Source organism: Citrobacter sp. Cpo090, from assembly GCF_030332665.1.
In the GTDB taxonomy this organism is placed as follows: Bacteria; Pseudomonadota; Gammaproteobacteria; order Enterobacterales; family Enterobacteriaceae; genus Citrobacter; species Citrobacter portucalensis.
The window spans coordinates 1,399,236-1,421,079 of the sequence record NZ_JAOWHK010000025.1; the positions used below are offsets into that span (position 1 = coordinate 1,399,236).

Here is a 21,844-nt window from a genome sequence, read left to right on the forward strand (position 1 = left end):
GCGAGGCATTTACTTCGAGAAAATAATGAATAAACAAGCATCTCAACCACGGGCGATTTACTACGTTGTCGCGCTACAAATCTGGGAATACTTCAGTTTTTACGGCATGCGTGCGCTGCTGATCCTGTATCTCACCAATCAGCTTAAGTACGACGATAACCACGCATATGAACTGTTCAGCGCCTACTGCTCGCTGGTCTATGTCACCCCTATTCTCGGGGGATACCTGGCCGATAAAGTGCTCGGCAATCGAATGGCGGTGATGATCGGCGCATTTCTAATGGCGGTGGGACATCTGGTATTGGGTGCCAGCGAAATGGCCCCGGCGTTCCTCTATTTATCGCTGGCGATAATTGTCTGCGGCTACGGTCTGTTTAAATCAAATATCAGTTGCCTGCTGGGCGAGTTGTATCAACCTGAAGACCCGCGTCGCGACGGTGGATTCTCTCTGCTTTACGCCGCCGGTAACATCGGTTCGATCATTGCACCAATTGCCTGCGGCTACGTGCAGGAAGAATACAGCTGGGCGATGGGCTTTGCGCTGGCTGCCATCGGCATGCTGGCAGGACTGGTGATTTTCTTATGTGGTAATCGCCATTTCGCTCACACCACCGGCGTCAACAAGGCCGTTCTGTGTGCTAAAACCTTTATCCTGCCAAACTGGGCCTGGCTGTTAGTTCTGCTGGTTGCAGCACCGCTGCTGATTACTGTCCTGTTCTGGAAAGAGTGGTCCGTTTACGCCCTGATCGTTGCCACCATTATTGGTCTGGCGGTTCTGACAAAGATTTACCGCCAGGCACAGACGCAGAAACAGCGCAAAGAACTGGGACTTATCGTCACCCTGACCTTCTTCAGCCTGTTGTTCTGGGCCTTTGCTCAACAGGGCGGCAGCTCGATTAGCCTGTATATCGACCGCTTCGTTAACCGCGATATCATGGGATACTCCGTCCCTACCGCGATGTTCCAGTCGGTTAACGCTTTTGCCGTGATGCTGTGCGGTATCGTGCTGGCATGGGTAGTCAAAGAGAGCGTGAGTGGCAATCGTACCGTACGTATCTGGGGTAAATTTGCCCTTGGCCTCGGCTTAATGAGCGCTGGGTTCTGTATTCTAACCTTGAGCGCTCGCTGGTCCGCAGCTTACGGCCACTCTTCCATGCCGCTGATGGTACTTGGGTTGGCGGTCATGGGCTTTGCCGAACTGTTTATCGATCCGGTGGCAATGTCACAAATTACGCGTATTGAGATCCCTGGTGTTACCGGCGTATTAACTGGCATTTATATGCTGCTTTCCGGTGCCATCGCCAATTACCTGGCAGGTGTTATCGCCGATCAGACCTCACAAGGCTCGTTTGATGCTGCGGGCGCTATCAACTACTCCATCAATGCCTATATTGATGTCTTTAGTGAAATTACCTGGGGCGCGCTGGCCTGTGTGGTGCTGGTGCTGCTGATTTGGCTGTACCAGTCGCTTAAGTTCAAAAACCGTCCGCTGGTGGTAGAATCCTGAGTGTACGGCCCGATGATGCAATCTGATTCGGGCCTGTTTTTTCAGGGAATTACGCATGACTGGCAGTCAAGTCCTCTTCAGAAAGACCTGTAACCAGTAGCACCATATCGCGATCTATTCCCTGCTCCAACATGGTTTGCGCTATACGTATTGCAGCTTCTCGTGTTCCTTGTTGTAATCCTTGTTGTAATCCTTGTTGTAGTCCTCGCTGCATCCCTTCCTGTAATCCATCTAATCGTAAACGCTCGGCAATCGTCATCAGCTTCTCCTTGTGTTGGGGGATCCGTTGCGCCATCTCTTGCATGAATTCATTAAAACGAGATTCATCACCGGATTGCAGAATGTAATTAAACATCGCCTGTAGTTGCGTGTCATTAGCGCACCCTGTAAGTAACAGCGTGGCCAACTGATCTACCAGCCCCATCAAATCCCGCTGACGGATATGTTTTTGCATGAGTTCCAGCAGTGCCATTCGCCTGTGAGCCATAATTTCATCATCCGGTACCACTGTGATATCCACCAATGGAAATGCGCTGGCATAAAGTTGCCGTGCCGTTACAGGATCGGTAAACGCATCAAGCCAGCAAAGTGAGTACGGATACGGGCTTCGACAGCCATGATAAAACAGCATGGGTATCACCAGCGGCAGTTCTTTGTGCCCGGCATCCAAATGACGCTGCATCGCCGCCATCGCGTAACGCAGAAGACGAAAAGCCATATGCGGATCGGCTGAACTCTGGTGTTCTATAACCACATAGACATAACCTTCACCGTCGTGTGTCTGCACAGACCAGAGCACGTCGGAGTAGCGGGTACGTAAATCCGCTTCAATAAAGCTTTCTGACTCCAGCTTCAGCGTATTTAAATCGCAAAGCACTTGCAGATCTGCGGGAAGATGAATTTCGAGGAAGTCCCGAGCTGTTTGCGGATGATGTAAAAACGTTTTAAATACCGCATCGTGCGGTGTGGGTGTCGTTGGCATTGTCATCAAGTTCCGTCACCTGACTGAAGATAACGGAACTTTACTGCGGGAGAAAAACGTCTTCATCAAGGCATTTACGGCCTTGCGCGCACGTTTCAGCACTAACTGCGCCCCACTGCAACATATTCATTTTGCTGGAAGGTATTACGCAGAAATCCGCTGCGAGCTTATCCCTTACGTGCTGCCTCATATGCCGCCAGCGTCGCCAGCCTTGCCTGTTTATGCTCCACAATCGGGCGAGGATAACTTAGTGTTACCTGCGCTTTTTCAGCCCACGTCCACGGGTCATGAATGGCTTTACCCGGCACGTCGCGCAGTTCCGGCACCCACTGGCGGATAAACTCACCGTCACGGTCGAATTTTTCGCCCTGCGTCGTGGGGTTAAAGATACGGAAATACGGTGCGGCGTCGGTTCCGGTTGAGGCGGCCCACTGCCAGCCGCCGTTATTAGCCGCCAGGTCGCCATCGATCAGTTGCGACATGAAATATTGTTCGCCTTTACGCCAGTCTATCAGCAGGTCTTTCACTAAAAAACTGGCGGTAATCATGCGTAAACGATTATGCATCCAGCCCGTGGCGTTGAGCTGACGCATGGCCGCATCCACAATTGGGTAACCCGTACTCCCCGTTTTCCAGGCCTGCAAATGCGTCGGATTATTCTGCCATTGCACGCGATCGGTCCAGCGAATAAAAGGTTGATACCGACACAGCGCCGGATGGTAAGTCATCAGATGACGATAAAATTCACGCCAGATAAGCTCGTTCAGCCAGACGCTGCCCGTCCCGCCCTCAAGTGCCTGCGGTTGCTCAGCGAGAAGTCGATTCAGGCACTGGCGCGGTGATAGCCCTCCTGTCGTCAGGCTCGCGGATAATCGACTGGTTCCGTCAATCGCCGGAAAGTCACGCAACTGCTCATACTCTCCGGCGGCCTGCTGGCAAAAATGGCGTAATTGCGCGATGGTCAATTTTTCTTCTACCGGAAACAGCTGCGTATCAAAATCTTGCTGCGGGTAGCTCAGCGCGATGGATGTTAATGGAGAGTCAAGAGCACCACTTTCTCTTACCTTCGGTGCACTGACACATTCTGGGATCCCGTCTTTTATCCGCTTCAGCCAGGCATTTTTAAACGGCGTAAAGACTTTATACATCTCATGATTACCGGTCATGACCGCCCCCGGAGGCAAGATCACGCTGTCGTCAAACCCTTCGCACACCACCTGAGGTAATGACTTTTCGACGGCAGCATCACGCTGGCGTTCGTTTATTTCATATTGATAGTTATAAAATAATCGACTGACGCCATGTTTTACGCAGACGTTTATGACGGTTTCCACGCTGGTCGCAAAATCAGCAACTTCATGAAACAGAAGCGGGATGCCCTTTTCTGCCAGCGCCGTTTGTAACGCGTTCAACTGCGCGTTAACCAATGCCGCCTGACGTGGGGCCATATCATGCGCCTTCCACTGTTCAGGCGTGGAGATATAGAGCGCGAGTACATGTGCAGAACGATCCCGACAAGCCGCCGCCAGCGCGAGATTGTCATGCAGACGTAAATCACGCCGAAACCAGACCAGATGCGTGGTCATAACACTCCCTGATAAAAATTAATCATTGCCCTGTAAACGCCAAATCGCAGGCCAGAGTTCAAAATAACGTTGCCCGGACAACCAGGTGTTCGGGTGCTCAGCCATATAGTGTTTGAGGAGCATTAAGGGTGCAAGTAGCGGCTGCGCCTCGCGTCGATAGTTATCGATTATCGAGGTCAGTTCCTGACGTTGACGCAGATCGAGCTGATTGCGGAAATAGCCCTGTACGTGCATCAATACATTGGTATGGTTACGCCGGGTAGCAGGATTTAATAACAGATGGGTCAAGCGTAGGCGATACTCGATAAAAAAGGCATCGAGATTTTGCCATTCGTGGATTGCGGCAACGAAGGGGCCAAGCTCCCGATACTCTGGCTGGGAATGCGCCAGTAGTACCAGTTTGTAGCGGGTATGATAGTCAATTAATGCGCCCCGCGTTAATCTTCGCTGACGCATACGGTGCAATTCGTGCAAAGCATAAATACGTATTAATGTATTTTCGTCGAACTGAGGTGCCTCACTCGCTTCTGTGGTCAGACAGGTGCGGATACCAACAGGAATTCTCGTGCTCATCGCCACTCCTTATCCATTACTCAGATAAGTGTAGACGGCGGCGTATAAAAAAACCGCCACATTGCTGTTAGCGGTTTTCTTGAGCAAAAACGACAACTTAATAGAAGTCGCAGGTGGCTTTTTCAGCCTGCTCCATCCACACCGGTTTATCACTGGTTTTGGACCAGACGCGGTGCAGATAGCTGTAAAAACGGGCGCGGTCTTTCCAGAACAACATGACCGGCAGCGCCAGCACGCCCGCCACAACGGCAAAGGTACGGCGCAAGAAAACAATGTGTGCTGGATATTCTTTATAAAAGTCCATAATCCTCTCCCATATATCTGTTCGGTGAATCGCACCGGAAAAATAAACTTGGTTAACTGATGAAAATAATACCGCCTTGTGTGTAATTTTGCTACTCATCCGACCACTTATTTTTATCTATTGATGCTCCGTTTAGCTAAAAACCGTAATTAAGTTACATAAAAGTTAAATTAATACTAATCATTAGTTAAATAATGGTCTTTGCCATTTTTATACTTTTTTTACACCCTACCCACTGATTTTTGCGAAATCTTTGCAAGCAAAAATCTACGCTCTGGTTATCACATTTATGCCACTGGAGGTGCACCGTGAGTGCAGGCGTGATAACCGGCATTGTGCTGGTCTTTTTATTATTAGGTTATCTGGTGTATGCCCTGATTAATGCGGAGGCGTTCTGATGGCGGCCCAAGGATTTTTACTCATTGCCTGCTTCTTGCTGGTGTTGTTTGTCATCGCCAGACCGCTGGGTTTTGGCTTGGCTCGGCTGATCAATAATACGTCCCTGCCGGGCCTGGCTGGCGTGGAGAGTTTGCTCTGGCGCGGTCTGGGCATCTCGCAGCAAGAGATGAACTGGCGGCAGTATCTGTTGGCGATCCTCGCACTTAATGTGCTGGGTTTGCTGGTCCTGTTTTCAATGCTGATGGCACAAAACCTGCTGCCGCTAAATCCGCAACAGTTACCAGGGCTGTCGTGGGATCTGGCACTCAACACAGCGGTGAGTTTTGTCACTAATACCAACTGGCAATCCTATGCTGGTGAAACCACCTTAAGCTACTTCAGCCAGATGGTCGGGCTGACCGTGCAGAACTTCCTGTCAGCGGCAACCGGGATTGCGGTGATTTTTGCCCTGGCCCGTGCCTTTACTCGCCAGAGTATGAACACGCTGGGTAACGCCTGGGTCGATCTGGTTCGCATTACGCTGTGGATCCTGCTCCCCATTGCATTGCTTATTGCGTTGTTCTTCATTCAGCAAGGTGTGCTGCAAAACGTGTTGCCCTATCAGCCCATTACTACCCTTGAAGGAGTGAAACAACTGCTGCCGATGGGGCCCGTCGCCTCACAAGAAGCGATTAAAATGCTTGGTACTAACGGGGGCGGTTTCTTTAACGCTAACTCATCACATCCGTTTGAAAACCCGACTGCGCTGACCAACCTGGTACAGATGCTGGCGATCTTTTTGATTCCCACCGCACTGTGTTTTGCCTTTGGTGACGTGGTGGGCGATCGTCGCCAGGGGCGGACCCTGCTGTGGGCCATGTCGCTGATATTTGTAGTCTGCGTAGCCGTGGTGATGTGGGCTGAAGTTCAAGGCAACCCGCACCTGATGGCATTTGGTGCAGACAGCAATATCAATATGGAAGGCAAAGAAAGCCGCTTTGGCGTGCTGGCCACGAGTCTGTTTTCCGTCGTGACGACAGCCGCATCCTGCGGCGCTGTCGATGCGATGCATGACTCCTTCACCGCGCTGGGCGGGATGGTGCCGATGTGGCTAATGCAGATTGGCGAAGTGGTCTTCGGTGGTGTCGGTTCGGGTCTGTACGGCATGCTGCTGTTCGTGTTGTTGGCGGTGTTTATCGCGGGCCTGATGATTGGTCGCACGCCTGAATATCTGGGTAAGAAAATAGACGTGCGCGAAATGAAAATGACCGCGCTGGCGATTCTGGTCACCCCTGCGCTGGTGCTGCTCGGTACGACGATAGCGATGATGAGCGATGCCGGGCGCAGCGCCATGCTGAATCCTGGTCCACATGGTTTTAGTGAGGTGTTGTACGCCGTATCGTCTGCCGCGAACAACAACGGCAGCGCCTTCGCCGGATTAAGTGCCAACAGCCCGTTCTGGAACTGTCTGCTGGCCCTGTGCATGTTCTTAGGCCGCTTCGGCGTGATCATTCCCGTGATGGCAATTGCCGGATCGCTGGTCAGTAAAAAGATCCAACCAGCAAGTCCTGGCACACTGCCTACCCACGGTGCACTGTTTGTCGGGTTGTTAATCGGTACGGTGTTACTGGTTGGCGCCCTCACCTTTGTTCCTGCCCTGGCGCTTGGCCCGGTCGCAGAATACCTGTCATTACACTGAGTGATGCGGAGCACATGACTATGAGTCGCAAGCAACTGGCGCTGTTCGAACCCTCTCTGGTCGCACAGGCGCTGATGGACGCCGTGAAAAAATTAAGCCCACATACCCAGTGGCGCAATCCGGTGATGTTTATCGTCTGGCTGGGTAGTCTGCTGACAACCCTGTTAACGGTGGCAATGGCAGCAGGCCATATGCAAGGCAATCCGTGGTTTACCGGCGCGATAAGTCTGTGGCTGTGGATTACCGTTCTGTTCGCCAACTTTGCCGAAGCGCTGGCAGAAGGACGTAGTAAAGCTCAGGCTAACAGTCTGAAAGGCGTTAAAAAAACCGCCTTTGCCCGCAAACTTCGCGAGCCAAAATACGGCGCGGCTATGGATCACGTTCCCGCCGATGATTTACGTAAAGGGGATATCGTGCTGGTGGAAGCTGGCGATATTATCCCGTGTGACGGCGAGGTCATCGAAGGTGGCGCATCGGTAGATGAAAGCGCCATTACCGGTGAATCCGCGCCTGTCATTCGTGAATCCGGTGGTGATTTTGCCTCCGTCACCGGCGGGACTCGTATCCTCTCCGACTGGCTGGTGATCGAATGCAGCGTAAACCCTGGTGAAACGTTCCTCGACCGGATGATCGCCATGGTTGAAGGTGCACAGCGGCGTAAAACGCCCAATGAGATCGCCCTGACGATCCTGTTGATAGCCCTGACCATCGTCTTTCTACTGGCGACTGCCACGCTGTGGCCGTTCTCCGCCTGGGGCGGTAGCGCGGTCAGTGTCACGGTGCTGGTTGCCCTGCTGGTGTGTCTGATCCCCACCACCATCGGCGGGTTGCTCTCCGCAATTGGCGTCGCTGGGATGAGCCGCATGCTGGGCGCGAACGTTATCGCCACCAGCGGACGTGCAGTTGAAGCGGCGGGTGACGTGGACGTACTGCTACTGGACAAAACTGGCACCATTACGCTGGGTAACCGCCAGGCTTCGGATTTTCTGCCCGCTCTGGGCGTGGACGAAAAAACGCTGGCCGACGCCGCGCAACTTTCATCGCTGGCCGATGAAACCCCGGAAGGCCGCAGCATCGTGATTCTGGCTAAACAGCGATTTAATCTGCGTATTCGCGACGTACAATCGCTGCACGCCACCTTTGTGCCATTTACCGCTCAAAGTCGGATGAGCGGTATTAACATCGACAACCGTATGATCCGCAAAGGGTCGGTCGATGCTATTCGTCGTCACGTCGAAGCCAACGGCGGCCACTTCCCTGCCGACGTGGAGCAGAAGGTTGAAAACGTCGCACGCCTTGGCGCTACGCCGCTGGTTGTTGCCGAAGGCTCCCGCGTGCTGGGCGTGATTGCCCTGAAAGATATTGTAAAAGGCGGGATCAAAGAACGTTTTGCCCAACTGCGCAAAATGGGGATCAAAACGGTAATGATCACCGGCGACAACCGTTTGACCGCCGCCGCGATCGCCGCTGAAGCCGGAGTAGATGACTTCTTAGCTGAAGCCACGCCGGAAGCCAAGCTGGCGCTGATTCGTCAGTATCAGGCGGAAGGTCGTCTGGTGGCGATGACCGGCGACGGAACCAATGACGCCCCGGCGCTGGCGCAAGCCGACGTGGCGGTCGCCATGAACTCCGGAACCCAGGCGGCGAAGGAAGCAGGCAACATGGTGGATCTTGACTCTAATCCCACCAAACTGATTGAAGTGGTGCACATTGGTAAACAGATGCTGATGACGCGCGGCTCGCTGACCACCTTCAGTATAGCCAACGACGTGGCGAAGTATTTCGCCATTATCCCGGCCGCGTTTGCCGCCACCTATCCGCAGCTCAATGCGCTTAACGTGATGGGGCTGCATTCGCCGGACTCGGCGATCCTCAGTGCGGTTATCTTTAACGCACTGGTTATCGTCTTTCTGATCCCACTGGCGCTTAAAGGCGTGAGCTACAAACCGTTATCCGCGTCCGCGATGCTGCGCCGCAATTTGTGGATCTATGGTCTGGGTGGTCTGGTTGTGCCGTTTATCGGTATCAAAGCAATTGATTTACTGCTGACCCTGCTGGGTCTGGTGTGAGGTTTCAGATGAGTGGATTACGTCCTGCATTATCAACATTGATTTTCCTGATGCTTATCACCGGCGGAGCTTACCCGTTGTTGACCACCGCGCTGGGGCAATGGTGGTTTCCCCATCAGGCTAACGGCTCGCTTCTGCGTGAAGGTCAGGTCGTTCGCGGCTCTGCGCTCATTGGGCAACATTTTACCGCGGCTGGTTATTTTCAGGGACGCCCGTCAGCTACAGCAGAAATGCCCTATAATCTAATGGCTTCAGGCGGCAGCAATCTGGCAGTCAGCAACCCGGAACTGGATAAACTGCTGCAAAGCCGAATTGCCGCGCTACGTGCCGCCAACCCGCAGGCAAGTCCTGCCGTTCCGGTAGAGCTGGTAACGGCGTCTTCCAGCGGGTTGGACAACAACCTGACACCCGCCGCGGTGGCCTGGCAAATCCCCCGCGTGGCGCAGGCTCGCAACCTCAGCGTTGAAGAGGTCACGCGCCTGGTTGCACAATACACGCAAAAGCCGTTGGTCAGTTTTATCGGCCAGCCGGTGGTGAACCTGGTGGAACTTAATTTAGCGCTGGATAAGCACTGAGAAAAAGGACATGCATAACGAACCCTTACGCCCCGACCCCGATCGCCTGCTGGAGCAGACCACAGCCCCGCACCGGGGAAAACTGAAAATTTTCTTCGGCGCGTGTGCAGGCGTCGGTAAAACCTGGGCCATGCTGGCAGAGGCCCAGCGGCTGCGGGCGCAGGGGTTAGATGTGCTGATTGGCGTGGTGGAAACCCACGGACGTAAAGAGACCGCCGCGCTGCTGGACGGTCTCAGCATCCTGCCGCTAAAGCGACAGGCGCGCCATGGTCGTCATATCAGCGAGTTCGATCTCGACGCGGCGCTGGCCCGCCGTCCGGCGCTCATTTTGATGGATGAACTGGCGCACAGTAATGCGCCTGGCTCACGCCACCCTAAGCGTTGGCAAGACATTGAAGAACTGCTGGAAGCCGGTATTGACGTTTTTACTACCGTCAACGTACAGCATCTGGAAAGCCTCAATGATGTGGTCAGCGGCGTTACCGGCATTCAGGTGCGCGAAACCGTGCCCGATCCTTTTTTCGATGCCGCCGACGATGTGGTGCTGGTCGATCTTCCCCCCGACGATTTGCGCCAACGCCTGAACGAAGGCAAGGTCTATATCGCCGGTCAGGCGGAAAGAGCCATCGAGCATTTCTTTCGCAAAGGGAACTTGATCGCGCTACGTGAGCTGGCCCTGCGCCGCACGGCCGATCGGGTTGACGATCAGATGCGTGCCTGGCGTGGACGTCCGGGAGAGGAGAAAGTCTGGCATACCCGCGATGCCATTTTGCTGTGTATTGGACACAACACCGGCAGCGAAAAGCTGGTGCGTGCCGCCGCGCGTCTGGCAGCGCGCCTCGGCAGCGTATGGCACGCGGTGTATGTCGAAACGCCAGCGCTGCACCGACTGCCCGAAAAACAGCGCCGCGCAATTTTAAGCGCTCTGCGGTTAGCCCAGGAGCTGGGTGCAGAAACCGCCACCCTTTCCGATCCCGCTGAAGACAAAGCGGTAATCCGCTACGCCCGTGAGCATAATCTGGGAAAAATTGTCCTCGGACGTCCGACTACACGACGCTGGTGGCGCAGTGATTCCTTTGCTGACAAACTGGCCCATCGCGCACCGGATCTCGACCTGATGATTGTTGCGCTCGATGAGCCACCTCCGCGCCCTGTGCTACAAACCGCAGATAACCGTACCTTTAAGGATAAATGGCGGGTACAAATTCAGGGTTGTGTGGTTGCCGTCGCGCTGTGCGCCATTATTACGTTAATTGCCATGCAGTGGTTGATGGCCTTTGACGCCGCCAACCTGGTGATGATCTATTTATTGGGTGTGGTAGTTATCGCCCTCTTTTACGGACGCTGGCCTTCAGTGCTGGCAACTTTTATTAACGTCGCCAGCTTCGATCTCTTCTTTATTGCCCCACGCGGTACGCTAGCCGTTTCCGACGTCCAGTACCTGCTCACCTTCGCCGTGATGCTAACGGTAGGTCTGGTTATTGGTAATCTGACCGCTGGAGTGCGTTATCAGGCGCGAGTTGCCCGTTATCGTGAACAGCGTACGCGCCATTTGTATGAAATGTCGAAAGCGCTGGCCGTCGGACGGAGTCAACAGGATATCGCCGCCACCAGCGAACAGTTTATTGCCTCAACGTTTCAGGCCCGCAGCCAGGTTTTACTGCCCGGTGAGAACGGTAAGCTGGCCCCTCTCACCCATCAACAGGGCATGACGCCGTGGGATGATGCCATCGCCCAATGGAGCTTTGATAAAGGGCAACCGGCTGGCGCAGGTACTGACACGTTACCGGGTGTGCCGTATCAAATTCTACCGCTAAAAAGCGCTGATAAAACGCATGGGCTGCTGGTGGTGGAACCGGGAAATTTACGCCAGCTAATGATCCCCGAACAGCAACGCCTGCTGGAAACCTTCACTTTACTGGTCGCCAGTGCGCTGGAGCGTTTGACGCTGACCGCCAGTGAAGAGCAGGCCCGGTTTGCCAGCGAGCGTGAAAGCATTCGCAACGCCCTGCTCGCCGCCCTTTCCCACGATTTACGCACGCCGCTGACGGTGTTGTTCGGTCAGGCAGAGATTTTAACGCTGGATCTGGCCAGCGAAGGATCGCCGCACGCGCGCCAGGCCAGTGAGATTCGCCAGCACGTCCTGAATACGACCCGACTGGTTAATAACCTGCTGGATATGGCGCGAATTCAGTCTGGAGGCTTTAATCTTAAGAAAGAGTGGTTAACGCTGGAAGAGGTGGTCGGCAGCGCCCTGCAGATGCTGGAGCCAGGACTCTCTGCTCCTATTAATTTGTCGCTACCATCACCGTTGACGCTGATCCACGTCGATGGCCCGCTCTTTGAACGGGTGCTGATTAATCTGCTGGAAAACGCCGTTAAATACGCAGGTCCACAGGCGCAAATCGGTATTGATGCCAGCGTCGATGGCGAGCTCCTGCAACTGGACGTCTGGGATAATGGCCCCGGCATTCCATCGGGTATGGAGCAGCGAGTTTTTGACAAGTTTTCCCGGGGAAACAAAGAGTCATCTGTGCCGGGGGTTGGGCTGGGGCTGGCAATCTGTCAGGCCATTGTGGACGTGCACGGCGGTACAATTTCCGTCCACAATCGCGCACAGGGAGGAGCATGTTTCCGTGTTACACTGCCCCAGGAAATCCCCCCTGAACTTGAAGATTTTCATGAGGATATGTGACGAACGTACTGATTGTTGAAGATGAACAGGCTATCCGCCGCTTTCTGCGCACCGCGCTGGAAGCCGATGGTCTGCGTGTATATGAAGCGGAAACGCTGCAACGTGGTCTGCTGGACGCCGCCACGCGAAAACCCGATCTCATCATTCTCGATCTCGGTCTGCCGGACGGTGACGGCATTGATTTTATTCGTGACCTGCGACAATGGAGCGCGATACCGGTAATTGTGCTCTCAGCCCGCAGCGAAGAAAGCGATAAAATCGCCGCCCTGGATGCCGGTGCCGATGACTATCTCAGTAAACCCTTTGGTATAGGCGAGCTACAGGCGCGATTGCGTGTGGCATTGCGTCGCCACGCCAGCGGTGCCTCTCCCGAACCGGTGGTGCATTTTTCCAACGTAAAAGTAGATATCGCCGCCCGGCTCGTACATCGTGGTGATGAAGAGATTCATCTGACGCCGATTGAGTTTCGCCTGTTAGCAGTACTGCTAAATAATGCCGGAAAGGTACTGACGCAACGCCAGTTGTTAAATCAGGTTTGGGGGCCAAACGCCGTCGAACACAGCCACTATCTGCGAATTTACATGGGACATTTGCGCCAGAAGCTGGAACTGGATCCGGCACGTCCGCGTCATTTTCTGACCGAAACCGGGATTGGTTATCGGTTTATGCCGTGAATCTAAGCCGAATAAAAAAAGCCGGATCAGCATATTAGCTGTCCGGCTTTTTCATTATTCATGCCGGATAGCGACGCTAGCGTCTTATCCGGCCTACGGTTTACGCGTTCTTCAGCACTTCGCTGACGATCTCAACCGCTTCTTTTTCGATCTGCTTGCGATGTTCTTCACCGAGGAAGCTCTCGCAGTAGATTTTGTAAGCGTCTTCCGTACCTGACGGACGCGCGGCAAACCAGCCGTTGTCAGTCATTACTTTCAGACCGCCGATAGAAGCACCGTTACCCGGCGCCGCCGTCAGACGTGCGGTGATCGGATCGCCCGCCAGCGTACTGGCGCTCACCATTTCCGGAGACAGCTTAGACAGCGCCGCTTTCTGCGCGGAGGTCGCGCTTGCCTGCAGGCGGTTGTAGCTCGGCGCACCAAAGCGGGCAGCCAGTTCGTTGTAGTGCTCCTGCGGATTCTTACCGGTCACTGCGGTAATTTCTGCCGCCAGCAGGCACATGATGATGCCGTCTTTGTCGGTTGACCACGGTGTACCGTCGAAACGCAGGAAAGATGCCCCCGCGCTCTCTTCACCACCAAAGCCAAAGCTGCCGTCGAACAGACCGTCAACAAACCATTTAAAGCCAACCGGCACTTCGACCAGTTTACGCCCTAAATCATTCACCACACGGTCAATCATCGCCGAGGACACCAGCGTCTTACCGACGGCAACGTCTTTGCCCCACTGCGGGCGATGCTGGAACAGGTAGTTGATCGCCACCGCCAGATAGTGGTTCGGATTCATTAGCCCAGCCGGGGTCACGATACCGTGACGGTCGTAGTCTGGGTCGTTGGCAAAGGCCAGATCGAACTTGTCGCGCAGCGCCAGCAGGCCCGCCATCGCGCACTCGGAGGAGCAGTCCATGCGGATTGCGCCATCTTTGTCGAGATGCATGAAACGGAAAGTCTGATCAACGTGATCGTTAACGATAGTCAGGTTCAGGTTGTAGTGCTTAGCAATACGCTTCCAGTATTCGATACCGGAACCGCCCAGCGGATCGACACCCAGCGTCAGACCCGCTTTCTGGATCGCCGCCATGTCGACGATGTCAGCCAGTCCTTCAACAAACGGCTGAACCAGATCCTGCTCTTTTACATGACCAGATGCCAGCGCCGCGTCCAGCGACATGCGCTTCACGCCTTGCAGACCATCAGCCAGTAGCGCGTTGGCTCTGTCTTCCACCACTTTGGTGACGTTGGTATCGGCCGGACCACCGTTTGGCGGGTTGTATTTAATGCCGCCATCTTCCGGCGGGTTGTGGGACGGCGTGATCACAATGCCATCAGCCAGCGGGCCGCCTTTTTTGTTGTGGACCAGGATAGCATTCGACACCGCAGGGGTTGGCGTAAAGCCGTTATTTTCCTGCACGATGACGTCAACGCCGTTCGCCGCCAGCACTTCCAGTACAGAGATAAAAGCCGGTTCAGACAGCGCGTGGGTATCCTTGCCCACATAGCACGGGCCAGTAATCCCGTTTTTCGCACGTTCTTCAGCAATCGCCTGAGCGATAGCCAGAATATGCGGCTCGTTAAAACTATGACGACCTGCACTGCCGCGATGTCCGGACGTACCGAACTTAACGGCGTGCTCAGCGTTCCCTGCCGTTGGTTTCAGTACGTAGTACTGTGCCGTCAGTTGGGCGACGTTAATCAAATCACTCTGTTGCGCAGGTTGACCTGCGCGGTTGTGGATTGCCATTGCCTGGTCCTTCTAATGCAAGGATTAAATTGTTCCGCAAACCTTTTCAATCAATTCCGCGGGGAATTGCATTGACTGCATGATGTGTTCAACCATGCTGCATTTACGGCCGGTATTGGTGTTGGTGATCACCCAGTACGGCGTGCCTGGCACGTGTTTCGGTTTGGTTTGATTACCATTTTTCAGCAGCGTCTGTTCATCCGCTGCAAAATAAACGCGCGTACGGCCATGCAACGATTCCGTTGCTTCGGCAAACGCGTTTTGATCCAGTGAATAGAGTGTAGACAGCACCAGCATAAAGCGATTTACTGCTTTCTTCTGTTCCGCGTATTCGTCGGACAGGAGCAGTTCACGCATCGCGCGCACTTTATCTTTTACGGGGTTAACCGGCTTGGCTTCCACGACAGGTTGCACAGCGCGGACTTCTTTGACTATCGGAGTGACAGGCTGTGATGCGGCGGAAAATTTCAACATACGCCGTAAAATGTCGGATGCGCTCTCGCCAATATGCTTGGTGTGGCTGGCAATATAGCTATAGAGTTCATCATCAACTTCAATCGTTTTCATCTTAATCCAGTGCAGTGTTTAGCTGAATACAAGTTGTCGGGGTAAACACACGTAGTGTAAAGGCAAATCCCAACAGCGGATAGCGTCAAGCCTGGTGGCCAGCAAAACTCAGAGTAACCGTAGTTGTTGCAGCCATGTGGCAGAATGGTCAACATGATACCCTAACCCGTGAGTGTGAAAAAAAGAACTTTGCCATGAAATTGAATATCCGAGCGCAATCTGCGCAAAACCTGCACAATAATTCTCCCATCGTCCTGGTTCACGGCCTGTTTGGCAGTCTGGATAACCTGGGGATCCTGGCGCGCGATCTGGTGGTCGATCACGATATCATCCAGGTCGATATGCGAAATCATGGCCTCTCCCCTCGCTCCCCTGAGATGAATTATCCGGCCATGGCGCAAGATTTGCTGGATACGCTGGACGATCAGCAAATAGAGAAGGCGACCTTTATTGGTCACTCTATGGGTGGAAAAGCCGTCATGGCGTTAACCGCGCTGGCCCCTGATCGTATCGATCGACTTGTGGCTATTGATATTGCGCCGGTCGACTATCATGTTCGCCGTCACGATGCGATCTTTACCGCTATTAATGCCGTAACCGATGCCCAGGCCACTTCGCGTCAGCAGGCGGCCAGCGTCATGCGTCAACATCTGCAAGAAGAAGGCGTAATCCAGTTTCTGCTGAAATCTTTCGTTGACGGCGAGTGGCGTTTTAATGTTCCCGTGCTGTGGGATCAATATCCTCATATCGTCGGTTGGGAAACCATTCCTGCGTGGGAGCACCCGGCGTTGTTTATCCCAGGCGGCAACTCACCGTATGTTACCGAAGCGTATCGCGAACAGCTGCTGGCGCAATTCCCGCAGGCTCGGGCGCATGTTATTGCTGGCGCGGGGCATTGGGTACATGCGGAAAAACCGGAGGCGGTGCTGCGTGCCATCCGTCGTTATCTGAACGAACAGGCTAACTGATTAAAAACTCAGCGTCTGCGCGCGATTACGCGCGTGGGCGTTGGCGTGCCTCCCCTGCTGATGTATTATGGCGCGCTATCCATCCGGGCAGACGCCTGGCTGATTGTTTCCCCGAAGTCACCAAGATCATGGCCAAAGAACAAACGGACCGTACGACATTAGATCTGTTCGCGCAGGAGCGTCGCCCGGGACGACCCAAAACCAATCCGCTCTCGCGTGATGAACAGTTACGTATTAACAAACGTAATCAGCTTAAACGCGATAAAGTTCGCGGGCTTAAGCGTGTCGAACTGAAACTGAACGCTGATGCCGTTGATGCTCTGAACGAGCTGGCCGAGGCACGCAACATGAGTCGCAGTGAACTCATCGAAGAAATGCTGATGAATCAACTCAGCGCATTGCGCGGTCAGGCATAGTCTGAATTTCTGCTCTAAATCATAAATCGTGTAGCACAGAGTGCAGTCCTGCGTGTTTGCTGTTTCCGCATGCCTGACTGTTCTGCTATGATTGCCCTTATCCGTGGGCAATGCGCCACCACCATTTCAATAAGTTTCAAGAGGTTATTTAACTCATGGCAATCACTGGCATCTTTTTCGGCAGCGACACCGGTAATACCGAAAACATCGCAAAAATGATTCAAAAACAGCTTGGTAAAGACGTTGCCGATGTTCATGACATTGCAAAAAGCAGCAAAGAAGACCTCGAAGGTTATGACATTCTGCTGCTAGGCATCCCAACCTGGTACTACGGTGAAGCGCAGTGTGACTGGGACGACTTCTTCCCTACCCTCGAAGATATTGATTTTAACGGCAAACTGGTTGCATTGTTCGGCTGTGGCGACCAGGAAGATTACGCAGAATATTTCTGCGATGCATTAGGAACCATTCGCGACATCATCGAACCGCGCGGCGCAACTATCGTTGGTCACTGGCCGACGGCGGGTTATCACTTTGAAGCGTCCAAAGGCCTGGCTGACGACGACCACTTTGTCGGTCTGGCTATCGATGAAGATCGCCAGCCTGAACTGACCGCAGAACGCGTAGAAAAATGGGTTAAGCAGATCTCTGAAGAGCTGCACCTCGACGAAATCATTAATGCCTGATTTCGTGCGGCGCAGATTTCCATCTGCGCCGCATCAATAGATAAAACCAATCAAAATAATTGCTACAAATTTGTAACTTTTTCGTCTGACCCTGTACAATGGCTGGATGCCAATCGGGTGTTGCACAGTGTGTTTGTCGGCGATACCACGTTTTGATTAACAATATATGCCAGAGACTTGCAGTTTTCATTTAGCCATGGCAGTTCTATAATGATACGCATTATCTCAAGTGCAATTTCTGTCACTTCTGTTAATGAAGTGAATCGTTTAGCTACAGGACAGATTCCGCATGACTGACAACAATACCGCATTAAAGAAGGCTGGCCTGAAAGTAACGCTTCCTCGTTTAAAAATTCTGGAAGTTCTTCAGGAACCGGATAACCATCACGTCAGTGCGGAAGACTTATACAAACGCCTGATCGATATGGGTGAAGAAATTGGTCTGGCGACCGTGTATCGCGTGCTGAACCAGTTTGATGATGCCGGTATCGTGACCCGCCATAATTTTGAAGGTGGTAAATCCGTCTTCGAACTGACTCAACAGCATCATCACGATCACCTCATCTGCCTTGACTGCGGCAAAGTGGTCGAGTTCAGCGATGATTCCATCGAAGCCCGCCAACGTGAGATTGCGGCTAAACATGGTATTCGTTTAACCAACCACAGTCTCTATCTTTACGGTCACTGCGCCGAAGGCGATTGCCGCGAAGATGAGCACGCCCACGACGGCAAATAATGTAATGCTTTCTGAAAAGCCAACCCTCCGGTTGGCTTTTTTTATGGGCGTTACCTGCCCTTTTCCCCTTCCCTCTGTTCCTGTGTTGCTTTAATGTAAAAATCAATTGCCCCTTCCGGAGAATCGAAATGGAACTTCGCCAACTACGCTATTTTGTGCGCATTGTAGAAACCGGCAGCATGGGTAGCGCGGCGCTCGATCTCAATATCGGGGTTTCGGCACTCAGCCAGCAAATGTCGCGTCTTGAAAACGAACTCGCTATTCGCCTGCTGCAGCGCACTTCGCGAGGCGTGACGCCTACCAGCGCCGGACTGGCTTTTTACTCCCAGGCACAGCTGGCGCTCCGTCACGCAGACGATGCGATCCTCGCTGCACGAGAGTCCCGGCTTTCCGGACACGTCAGCGTCGGCATGGCACCCAGTACCGCTTCCGTTCTCGGTATGCCTTTTATTCACGCCATGCGGGAAAGCTATAGCGATGTTCGCCTGCACGTGGTGGAAAGTCTCTCTGGTAATCTGGAACGGATGATTAATACCCGCCAGATTGATCTGGCTGTGGTGTTTCAAAAAGAAAAGATCCTGCGCTGGAGTGCCAGACCGATTCTCGAAGAACGGCTGTTTTTGATTGGGACCCACGCCCTACTGGCTGGTATTGCCGATGACAATATTGCTCCTGCCCAGTTGGCGAGTATTCCATTGATAATGCCAAGCCCAGGCCACGGTCTGCGCGGCAGGCTGGACGCAATTTGCCATGAACACGCGCTGAACATTGAGATCGCTACAGAAATTGATGGCCTGGCGCTGCTGATGCGCGCCGTGCGCAGTGGCATTGGCGCCACTCTTCAACCCGGAGCGGCGATTTCCCATCTTGATAAAGAGACGCTAAGAGTGATCGGCGTCCATAATCCGATACTTAGCCGCCCCAACTTTCTGGTGAGCCTCTCTGACGATGAGCTCACCCCGGCGGGCCTCGCTGCCCGCGTGGTGCTGACGAAAGTGATGCATCAACTGGTAGAAGCAGGAAGCTGGCCAGGCGCCATCCTTTACAATAACTAAAGCCCACTTTAGCGCTACGTCATAGCGCCCGCACAAGCCGTGCGTATACATTTCAATTACAAATTTAACAATTAGTTAAATGGTAATGGAGTATACGATGGTTGATGTTCTGGTGATTGGCGGTGGCAATGCTGCCTTATGCGCTGCCCTTACCGCCCGGGAGCAAGGCGCTTCCGTTTTACTACTCGAAGCGGCTCCCCGGGAATGGCGTGGGGGAAATTCCCAACACACGCGTAATCTGCGCTGTATGCATGACGCACCGCAGGATGTGCTGGTGGAAAGCTATCCGGAAGAGGAGTTCTGGCAAGACCTGCAGCGCGTAACAGAAGGAAATACCAACGAAGCCCTGGCGCGTCTGGTGATCCGTACCTCATCACAGTGTCGCGACTGGATGCGCCAGCACGGCGTCAATTTTCAGCCCCCACTCTCTGGCGCTCTACACGTGGCGCGAACCAACGCTTTTTTTATGGGTGGCGGTAAAGCTCTCGTCAATGCCTATTATCGCAGCGCAGAAAAGCTGGGCGTGCAAATCCGCTATAACACACCGGTGCAGGCGCTTGAACTGCACAACGGCGAGTTCGTGGCGGCGCTGGCAGGCAAAGAGCGTATCACAGCGAAATCCTGCGTGCTTGCTGCTGGCGGATTCGAATCTAACCGGGAGTGGTTGCGCGAAGCCTGGGGGGAAAATGCCCGCGGCGAGTGGCCTGCGGATAACTTTCTGATTCGCGGCACGCGTTTTAATCAGGGCGTATTGCTCAAATTTATGATGGATGCAGGGGCGGACATCATCGGCGAACCCTCCCAGTCACACTGCGTAGCCATTGACGCCAGAGCGCCATTATATGACGGCGGGATTTGTACCCGCGTGGACTGCGTTTCGCTCGGCATAGTCGTCAACCGTGACGCTGAGCGTTTCTATGATGAAGGCGAAGATTTCTGGCCTAAGCGCTACGCCATCTGGGGACGTCTGGTCGCCCAGCAGCCGGGACAGATTGGCTACTCCATCATCGACAGTAAGGCCATCGGCCACTTCATGCCCCCCGTTTTTCCCGGCGCACAGGCCAATACACTGGCTGAACTAGCTCATCAGTTGGGGCTGAATGGCGAACGCTTTACCCACACCGTAACGGAATACAACAACGCCTGCCAGCCAGGTCAGTTCGACCATACGGTTCTGGATAACTGCACGACAAAAGCGTTAACCCCCGCGAAGACACACTGGGCGCGACCGTTGGACCAGCCGCCTTACTACGGCTATGCCCTGCGGCCAGGGATCACCTTCACCTATCTCGGGTTAAAAGTGAATGAGCGCGCTGCCGTACACTTTGCCGGGCAGCCAAGCCGCAACTTGTTCGTCGCCGGAGAGATGATGGCGGGCAACGTGCTGGGCAAGGGCTACACCGCAGGCGTGGGCATGTCAATCGGCACAACCTTTGGTCGTATTGCCGGAAAAGAGGCCGCGCTGGCCGCACGTAAGGAGACTCGTCATGAAGCCGCTTGAGAAACTGATCATCGAAGCACAAATTATCACCGAACCGGAAGCGGAAGTTGAACGCGTGATGCAGGTCTGCAACGCCTGTCGCTATTGTGAAGGATTTTGTGCCGTGTTCCCGGCCATGACACAGCGCCTGGAATTCGGTAAAGCGGATATCAATTATCTGGCGAACTTGTGCCATAACTGCGGTGCCTGCCTGCACGCCTGTCAGTATGCCCCGCCTCATGAGTTTGCCATCAACGTGCCGAAGGCGATGGCGGAAGTCCGGCTTGAAACCTATCAGCACTACGCGCAACCTGCCGTCTTTGGCGCGCTTTATCGTCGTGCAGGCGTTACCGTAACGCTGGCGCTGGTTTTCGGTCTGATCCTGTTTTTACTCCTCGCCATAGGCTTAACAGGCTCGTTACTCCATCCACCGCTGGCCGGAGATTTCTACCAAATTTTCCCGCATAACCTGCTGGCCTGGATGTTTGGTTCGGTATTTATTCTGGCGATAGGTTTGCTGATGGCGGGCGTTATCCGCTTCTGGCGCGAGATCTCTCCCGGTATGCCACGTTCCGTCGAAATTGCTCAAGCTTCACACGATGCGTTGACGCTGAAGTATCTCGATGGTGGGCACGGCAAAGGTTGTAACGAAGCAGATGATGCTTTCACCCTGATGCGCCGCCGTTTCCATCACTTCACCTTCTACGGTTTTCTGCTCTGCTTTGCCGCCACCGTGGTGGCAACGGGCTATCACTACTTTGCCGGCATAGAAGCACCCTATCCGTTCTTCAGCGTTCCGGTCATGCTGGGCACGTTGGGAGGCATTGGCCTGGTTGTGGGCCCGGCTGGCTTGCTATGGCTCAATCTCAAGCGCTCACCGCTACATGGCGACGCACGGCAAAAACCGATGGATCGCGGTTTTATTTTGCTGCTGCTGCTGACCAGTCTGACCGGTTTAGCCCTGCTGGCAGGAAGAGACTCGTCCTGGATGGCTATTTTACTCGCCATTCACCTCGGCGTGGTCATGGCGCTCTTTCTGACCATTCCTTACGGAAAATTTGCCCATGGATTTTACCGCTGCGCGGCCTTACTCAAGTGGGCGATTGAGAAACGGCGCGGCAAACAGGCGGGGGTCACAGGCAACTAACCCGCA

At 53.8% G+C, this 21,844-nt stretch carries 21 protein-coding genes; 15 read left to right on the forward strand and 6 right to left on the reverse strand.

The window, feature by feature from the left end; all coding sequences use genetic code 11:
- The first annotated feature begins 25 nt into the window (after positions 1 to 25).
- On the forward strand, positions 26 to 1,507 hold the full coding sequence (gene dtpD, locus OGY83_RS09485; RefSeq protein ID WP_286635752.1) for a dipeptide permease DtpD: 1,482 nt from the start codon (positions 26 to 28) through the stop codon (positions 1,505 to 1,507).
- 49 nt (positions 1,508 to 1,556) lie between these two features.
- On the opposite strand, the gene OGY83_RS09490 is transcribed toward dtpD, so the two are convergent.
- The 4 genes from OGY83_RS09490 to OGY83_RS09505 form a co-directional block, all read right to left on the reverse strand.
- Positions 1,557 to 2,495 carry an Rpn family recombination-promoting nuclease/putative transposase gene (locus OGY83_RS09490; protein WP_286635753.1) on the reverse strand — a complete coding sequence of 313 codons (939 nt, stop codon included), beginning with the start codon at positions 2,493 to 2,495 and terminating at the stop codon, positions 1,557 to 1,559.
- Between the two features lie 161 nt (positions 2,496 to 2,656).
- Positions 2,657 to 4,075: a deoxyribodipyrimidine photo-lyase gene (gene phrB, locus OGY83_RS09495; protein ID WP_286635754.1), complete on the reverse strand. Its 1,419-nt coding sequence runs from the start codon at positions 4,073 to 4,075 to the stop codon at positions 2,657 to 2,659.
- Between the two features lie 18 nt (positions 4,076 to 4,093).
- Positions 4,094 to 4,648 (reverse strand): DUF1722 domain-containing protein, encoded by a 555-nt coding sequence (locus tag OGY83_RS09500; protein ID WP_286635755.1) that lies wholly within the window; start codon positions 4,646 to 4,648, stop codon positions 4,094 to 4,096.
- A gap of 97 nt (positions 4,649 to 4,745) precedes the next feature.
- The gene (locus OGY83_RS09505) at positions 4,746 to 4,952 is read right to left on the reverse strand and encodes a YbfA family protein (protein WP_003022870.1); all 207 of its coding nucleotides are present in this window, start codon (positions 4,950 to 4,952) and stop codon (positions 4,746 to 4,748) included.
- A gap of 308 nt (positions 4,953 to 5,260) precedes the next feature.
- Between OGY83_RS09505 and kdpF the strand changes: the two genes are divergently transcribed.
- The 6 genes from kdpF to kdpE are packed head-to-tail and all read left to right on the forward strand — an operon-like array spanning position 5,261 to position 13,042.
- On the forward strand, positions 5,261 to 5,350 hold the full coding sequence (gene kdpF / locus OGY83_RS09510; protein WP_001670793.1) for a K(+)-transporting ATPase subunit F: 90 nt from the start codon (positions 5,261 to 5,263) through the stop codon (positions 5,348 to 5,350).
- A complete protein-coding gene (gene kdpA, locus OGY83_RS09515) occupies positions 5,350 to 7,029 on the forward strand; it encodes a potassium-transporting ATPase subunit KdpA (RefSeq protein ID WP_286635756.1) in 1,680 nt (559 codons plus the stop codon). The genes kdpF and kdpA overlap by 1 nt, the downstream gene beginning before the upstream one ends.
- Positions 7,030 to 7,049: 20 nt before the next feature.
- The gene (kdpB, locus tag OGY83_RS09520; RefSeq protein ID WP_286635757.1) at positions 7,050 to 9,098 is read left to right on the forward strand and encodes a potassium-transporting ATPase subunit KdpB; all 2,049 of its coding nucleotides are present in this window, start codon (positions 7,050 to 7,052) and stop codon (positions 9,096 to 9,098) included.
- Positions 9,099 to 9,106: 8 nt separating this feature from the next.
- Complete coding sequence (kdpC, locus tag OGY83_RS09525) at positions 9,107 to 9,673, forward strand: potassium-transporting ATPase subunit KdpC (protein ID WP_286635758.1); 567 nt, start codon at positions 9,107 to 9,109, stop codon at positions 9,671 to 9,673.
- Positions 9,674 to 9,683: 10 nt separating this feature from the next.
- Entirely contained in the window at positions 9,684 to 12,368 is a 2,685-nt protein-coding gene (gene kdpD / locus OGY83_RS09530) for a two-component system sensor histidine kinase KdpD (protein ID WP_286635759.1), read from the forward strand.
- Positions 12,365 to 13,042 (forward strand): two-component system response regulator KdpE, encoded by a 678-nt coding sequence (gene kdpE / locus OGY83_RS09535; RefSeq protein ID WP_286635760.1) that lies wholly within the window; start codon positions 12,365 to 12,367, stop codon positions 13,040 to 13,042. The genes kdpD and kdpE overlap by 4 nt, the downstream gene beginning before the upstream one ends.
- A gap of 100 nt (positions 13,043 to 13,142) precedes the next feature.
- Here the strand turns inward: kdpE and pgm are convergent, their stop codons facing one another.
- On the reverse strand, positions 13,143 to 14,783 hold the full coding sequence (gene pgm, locus OGY83_RS09540; protein ID WP_016152262.1) for a phosphoglucomutase (alpha-D-glucose-1,6-bisphosphate-dependent): 1,641 nt from the start codon (positions 14,781 to 14,783) through the stop codon (positions 13,143 to 13,145).
- A 24-nt stretch (positions 14,784 to 14,807) separates the two neighbouring features.
- Positions 14,808 to 15,350: a replication initiation negative regulator SeqA gene (seqA, locus tag OGY83_RS09545; protein ID WP_003022848.1), complete on the reverse strand. Its 543-nt coding sequence runs from the start codon at positions 15,348 to 15,350 to the stop codon at positions 14,808 to 14,810.
- Between the two features lie 194 nt (positions 15,351 to 15,544).
- On the opposite strand from seqA, the gene ybfF reads away from it, so the two are divergent.
- From ybfF to tcuB, 8 genes are all read left to right on the forward strand, one after another.
- Positions 15,545 to 16,318 (forward strand): esterase, encoded by a 774-nt coding sequence (ybfF, locus tag OGY83_RS09550; protein ID WP_191233941.1) that lies wholly within the window; start codon positions 15,545 to 15,547, stop codon positions 16,316 to 16,318.
- A 128-nt stretch (positions 16,319 to 16,446) separates the two neighbouring features.
- Entirely contained in the window at positions 16,447 to 16,734 is a 288-nt protein-coding gene (gene ybfE, locus OGY83_RS09555) for a LexA regulated protein (protein WP_003022842.1), read from the forward strand.
- 155 nt (positions 16,735 to 16,889) lie between these two features.
- Positions 16,890 to 17,420 carry a flavodoxin FldA gene (fldA, locus tag OGY83_RS09560; RefSeq protein WP_003022839.1) on the forward strand — a complete coding sequence of 177 codons (531 nt, stop codon included), beginning with the start codon at positions 16,890 to 16,892 and terminating at the stop codon, positions 17,418 to 17,420.
- Positions 17,421 to 17,630: 210 nt separating this feature from the next.
- Entirely contained in the window at positions 17,631 to 17,717 is an 87-nt protein-coding gene (locus OGY83_RS09565; RefSeq protein WP_100247215.1) for a ryhB-regulated fur leader peptide, read from the forward strand.
- Positions 17,710 to 18,156: a ferric iron uptake transcriptional regulator gene (fur, locus tag OGY83_RS09570; protein WP_003022836.1), complete on the forward strand. Its 447-nt coding sequence runs from the start codon at positions 17,710 to 17,712 to the stop codon at positions 18,154 to 18,156. The genes OGY83_RS09565 and fur overlap by 8 nt, the downstream gene beginning before the upstream one ends.
- A gap of 128 nt (positions 18,157 to 18,284) precedes the next feature.
- Positions 18,285 to 19,211 (forward strand): tricarballylate utilization LysR family transcriptional regulator TcuR, encoded by a 927-nt coding sequence (gene tcuR / locus OGY83_RS09575; RefSeq protein WP_286635761.1) that lies wholly within the window; start codon positions 18,285 to 18,287, stop codon positions 19,209 to 19,211.
- A 97-nt stretch (positions 19,212 to 19,308) separates the two neighbouring features.
- Positions 19,309 to 20,712 carry an FAD-dependent tricarballylate dehydrogenase TcuA gene (tcuA, locus tag OGY83_RS09580; RefSeq protein WP_286635762.1) on the forward strand — a complete coding sequence of 468 codons (1,404 nt, stop codon included), beginning with the start codon at positions 19,309 to 19,311 and terminating at the stop codon, positions 20,710 to 20,712.
- Positions 20,699 to 21,838: a tricarballylate utilization 4Fe-4S protein TcuB gene (tcuB, locus tag OGY83_RS09585; RefSeq protein ID WP_286635763.1), complete on the forward strand. Its 1,140-nt coding sequence runs from the start codon at positions 20,699 to 20,701 to the stop codon at positions 21,836 to 21,838. The genes tcuA and tcuB overlap by 14 nt, the downstream gene beginning before the upstream one ends.
- Positions 21,839 to 21,844 lie beyond the last annotated feature (6 nt).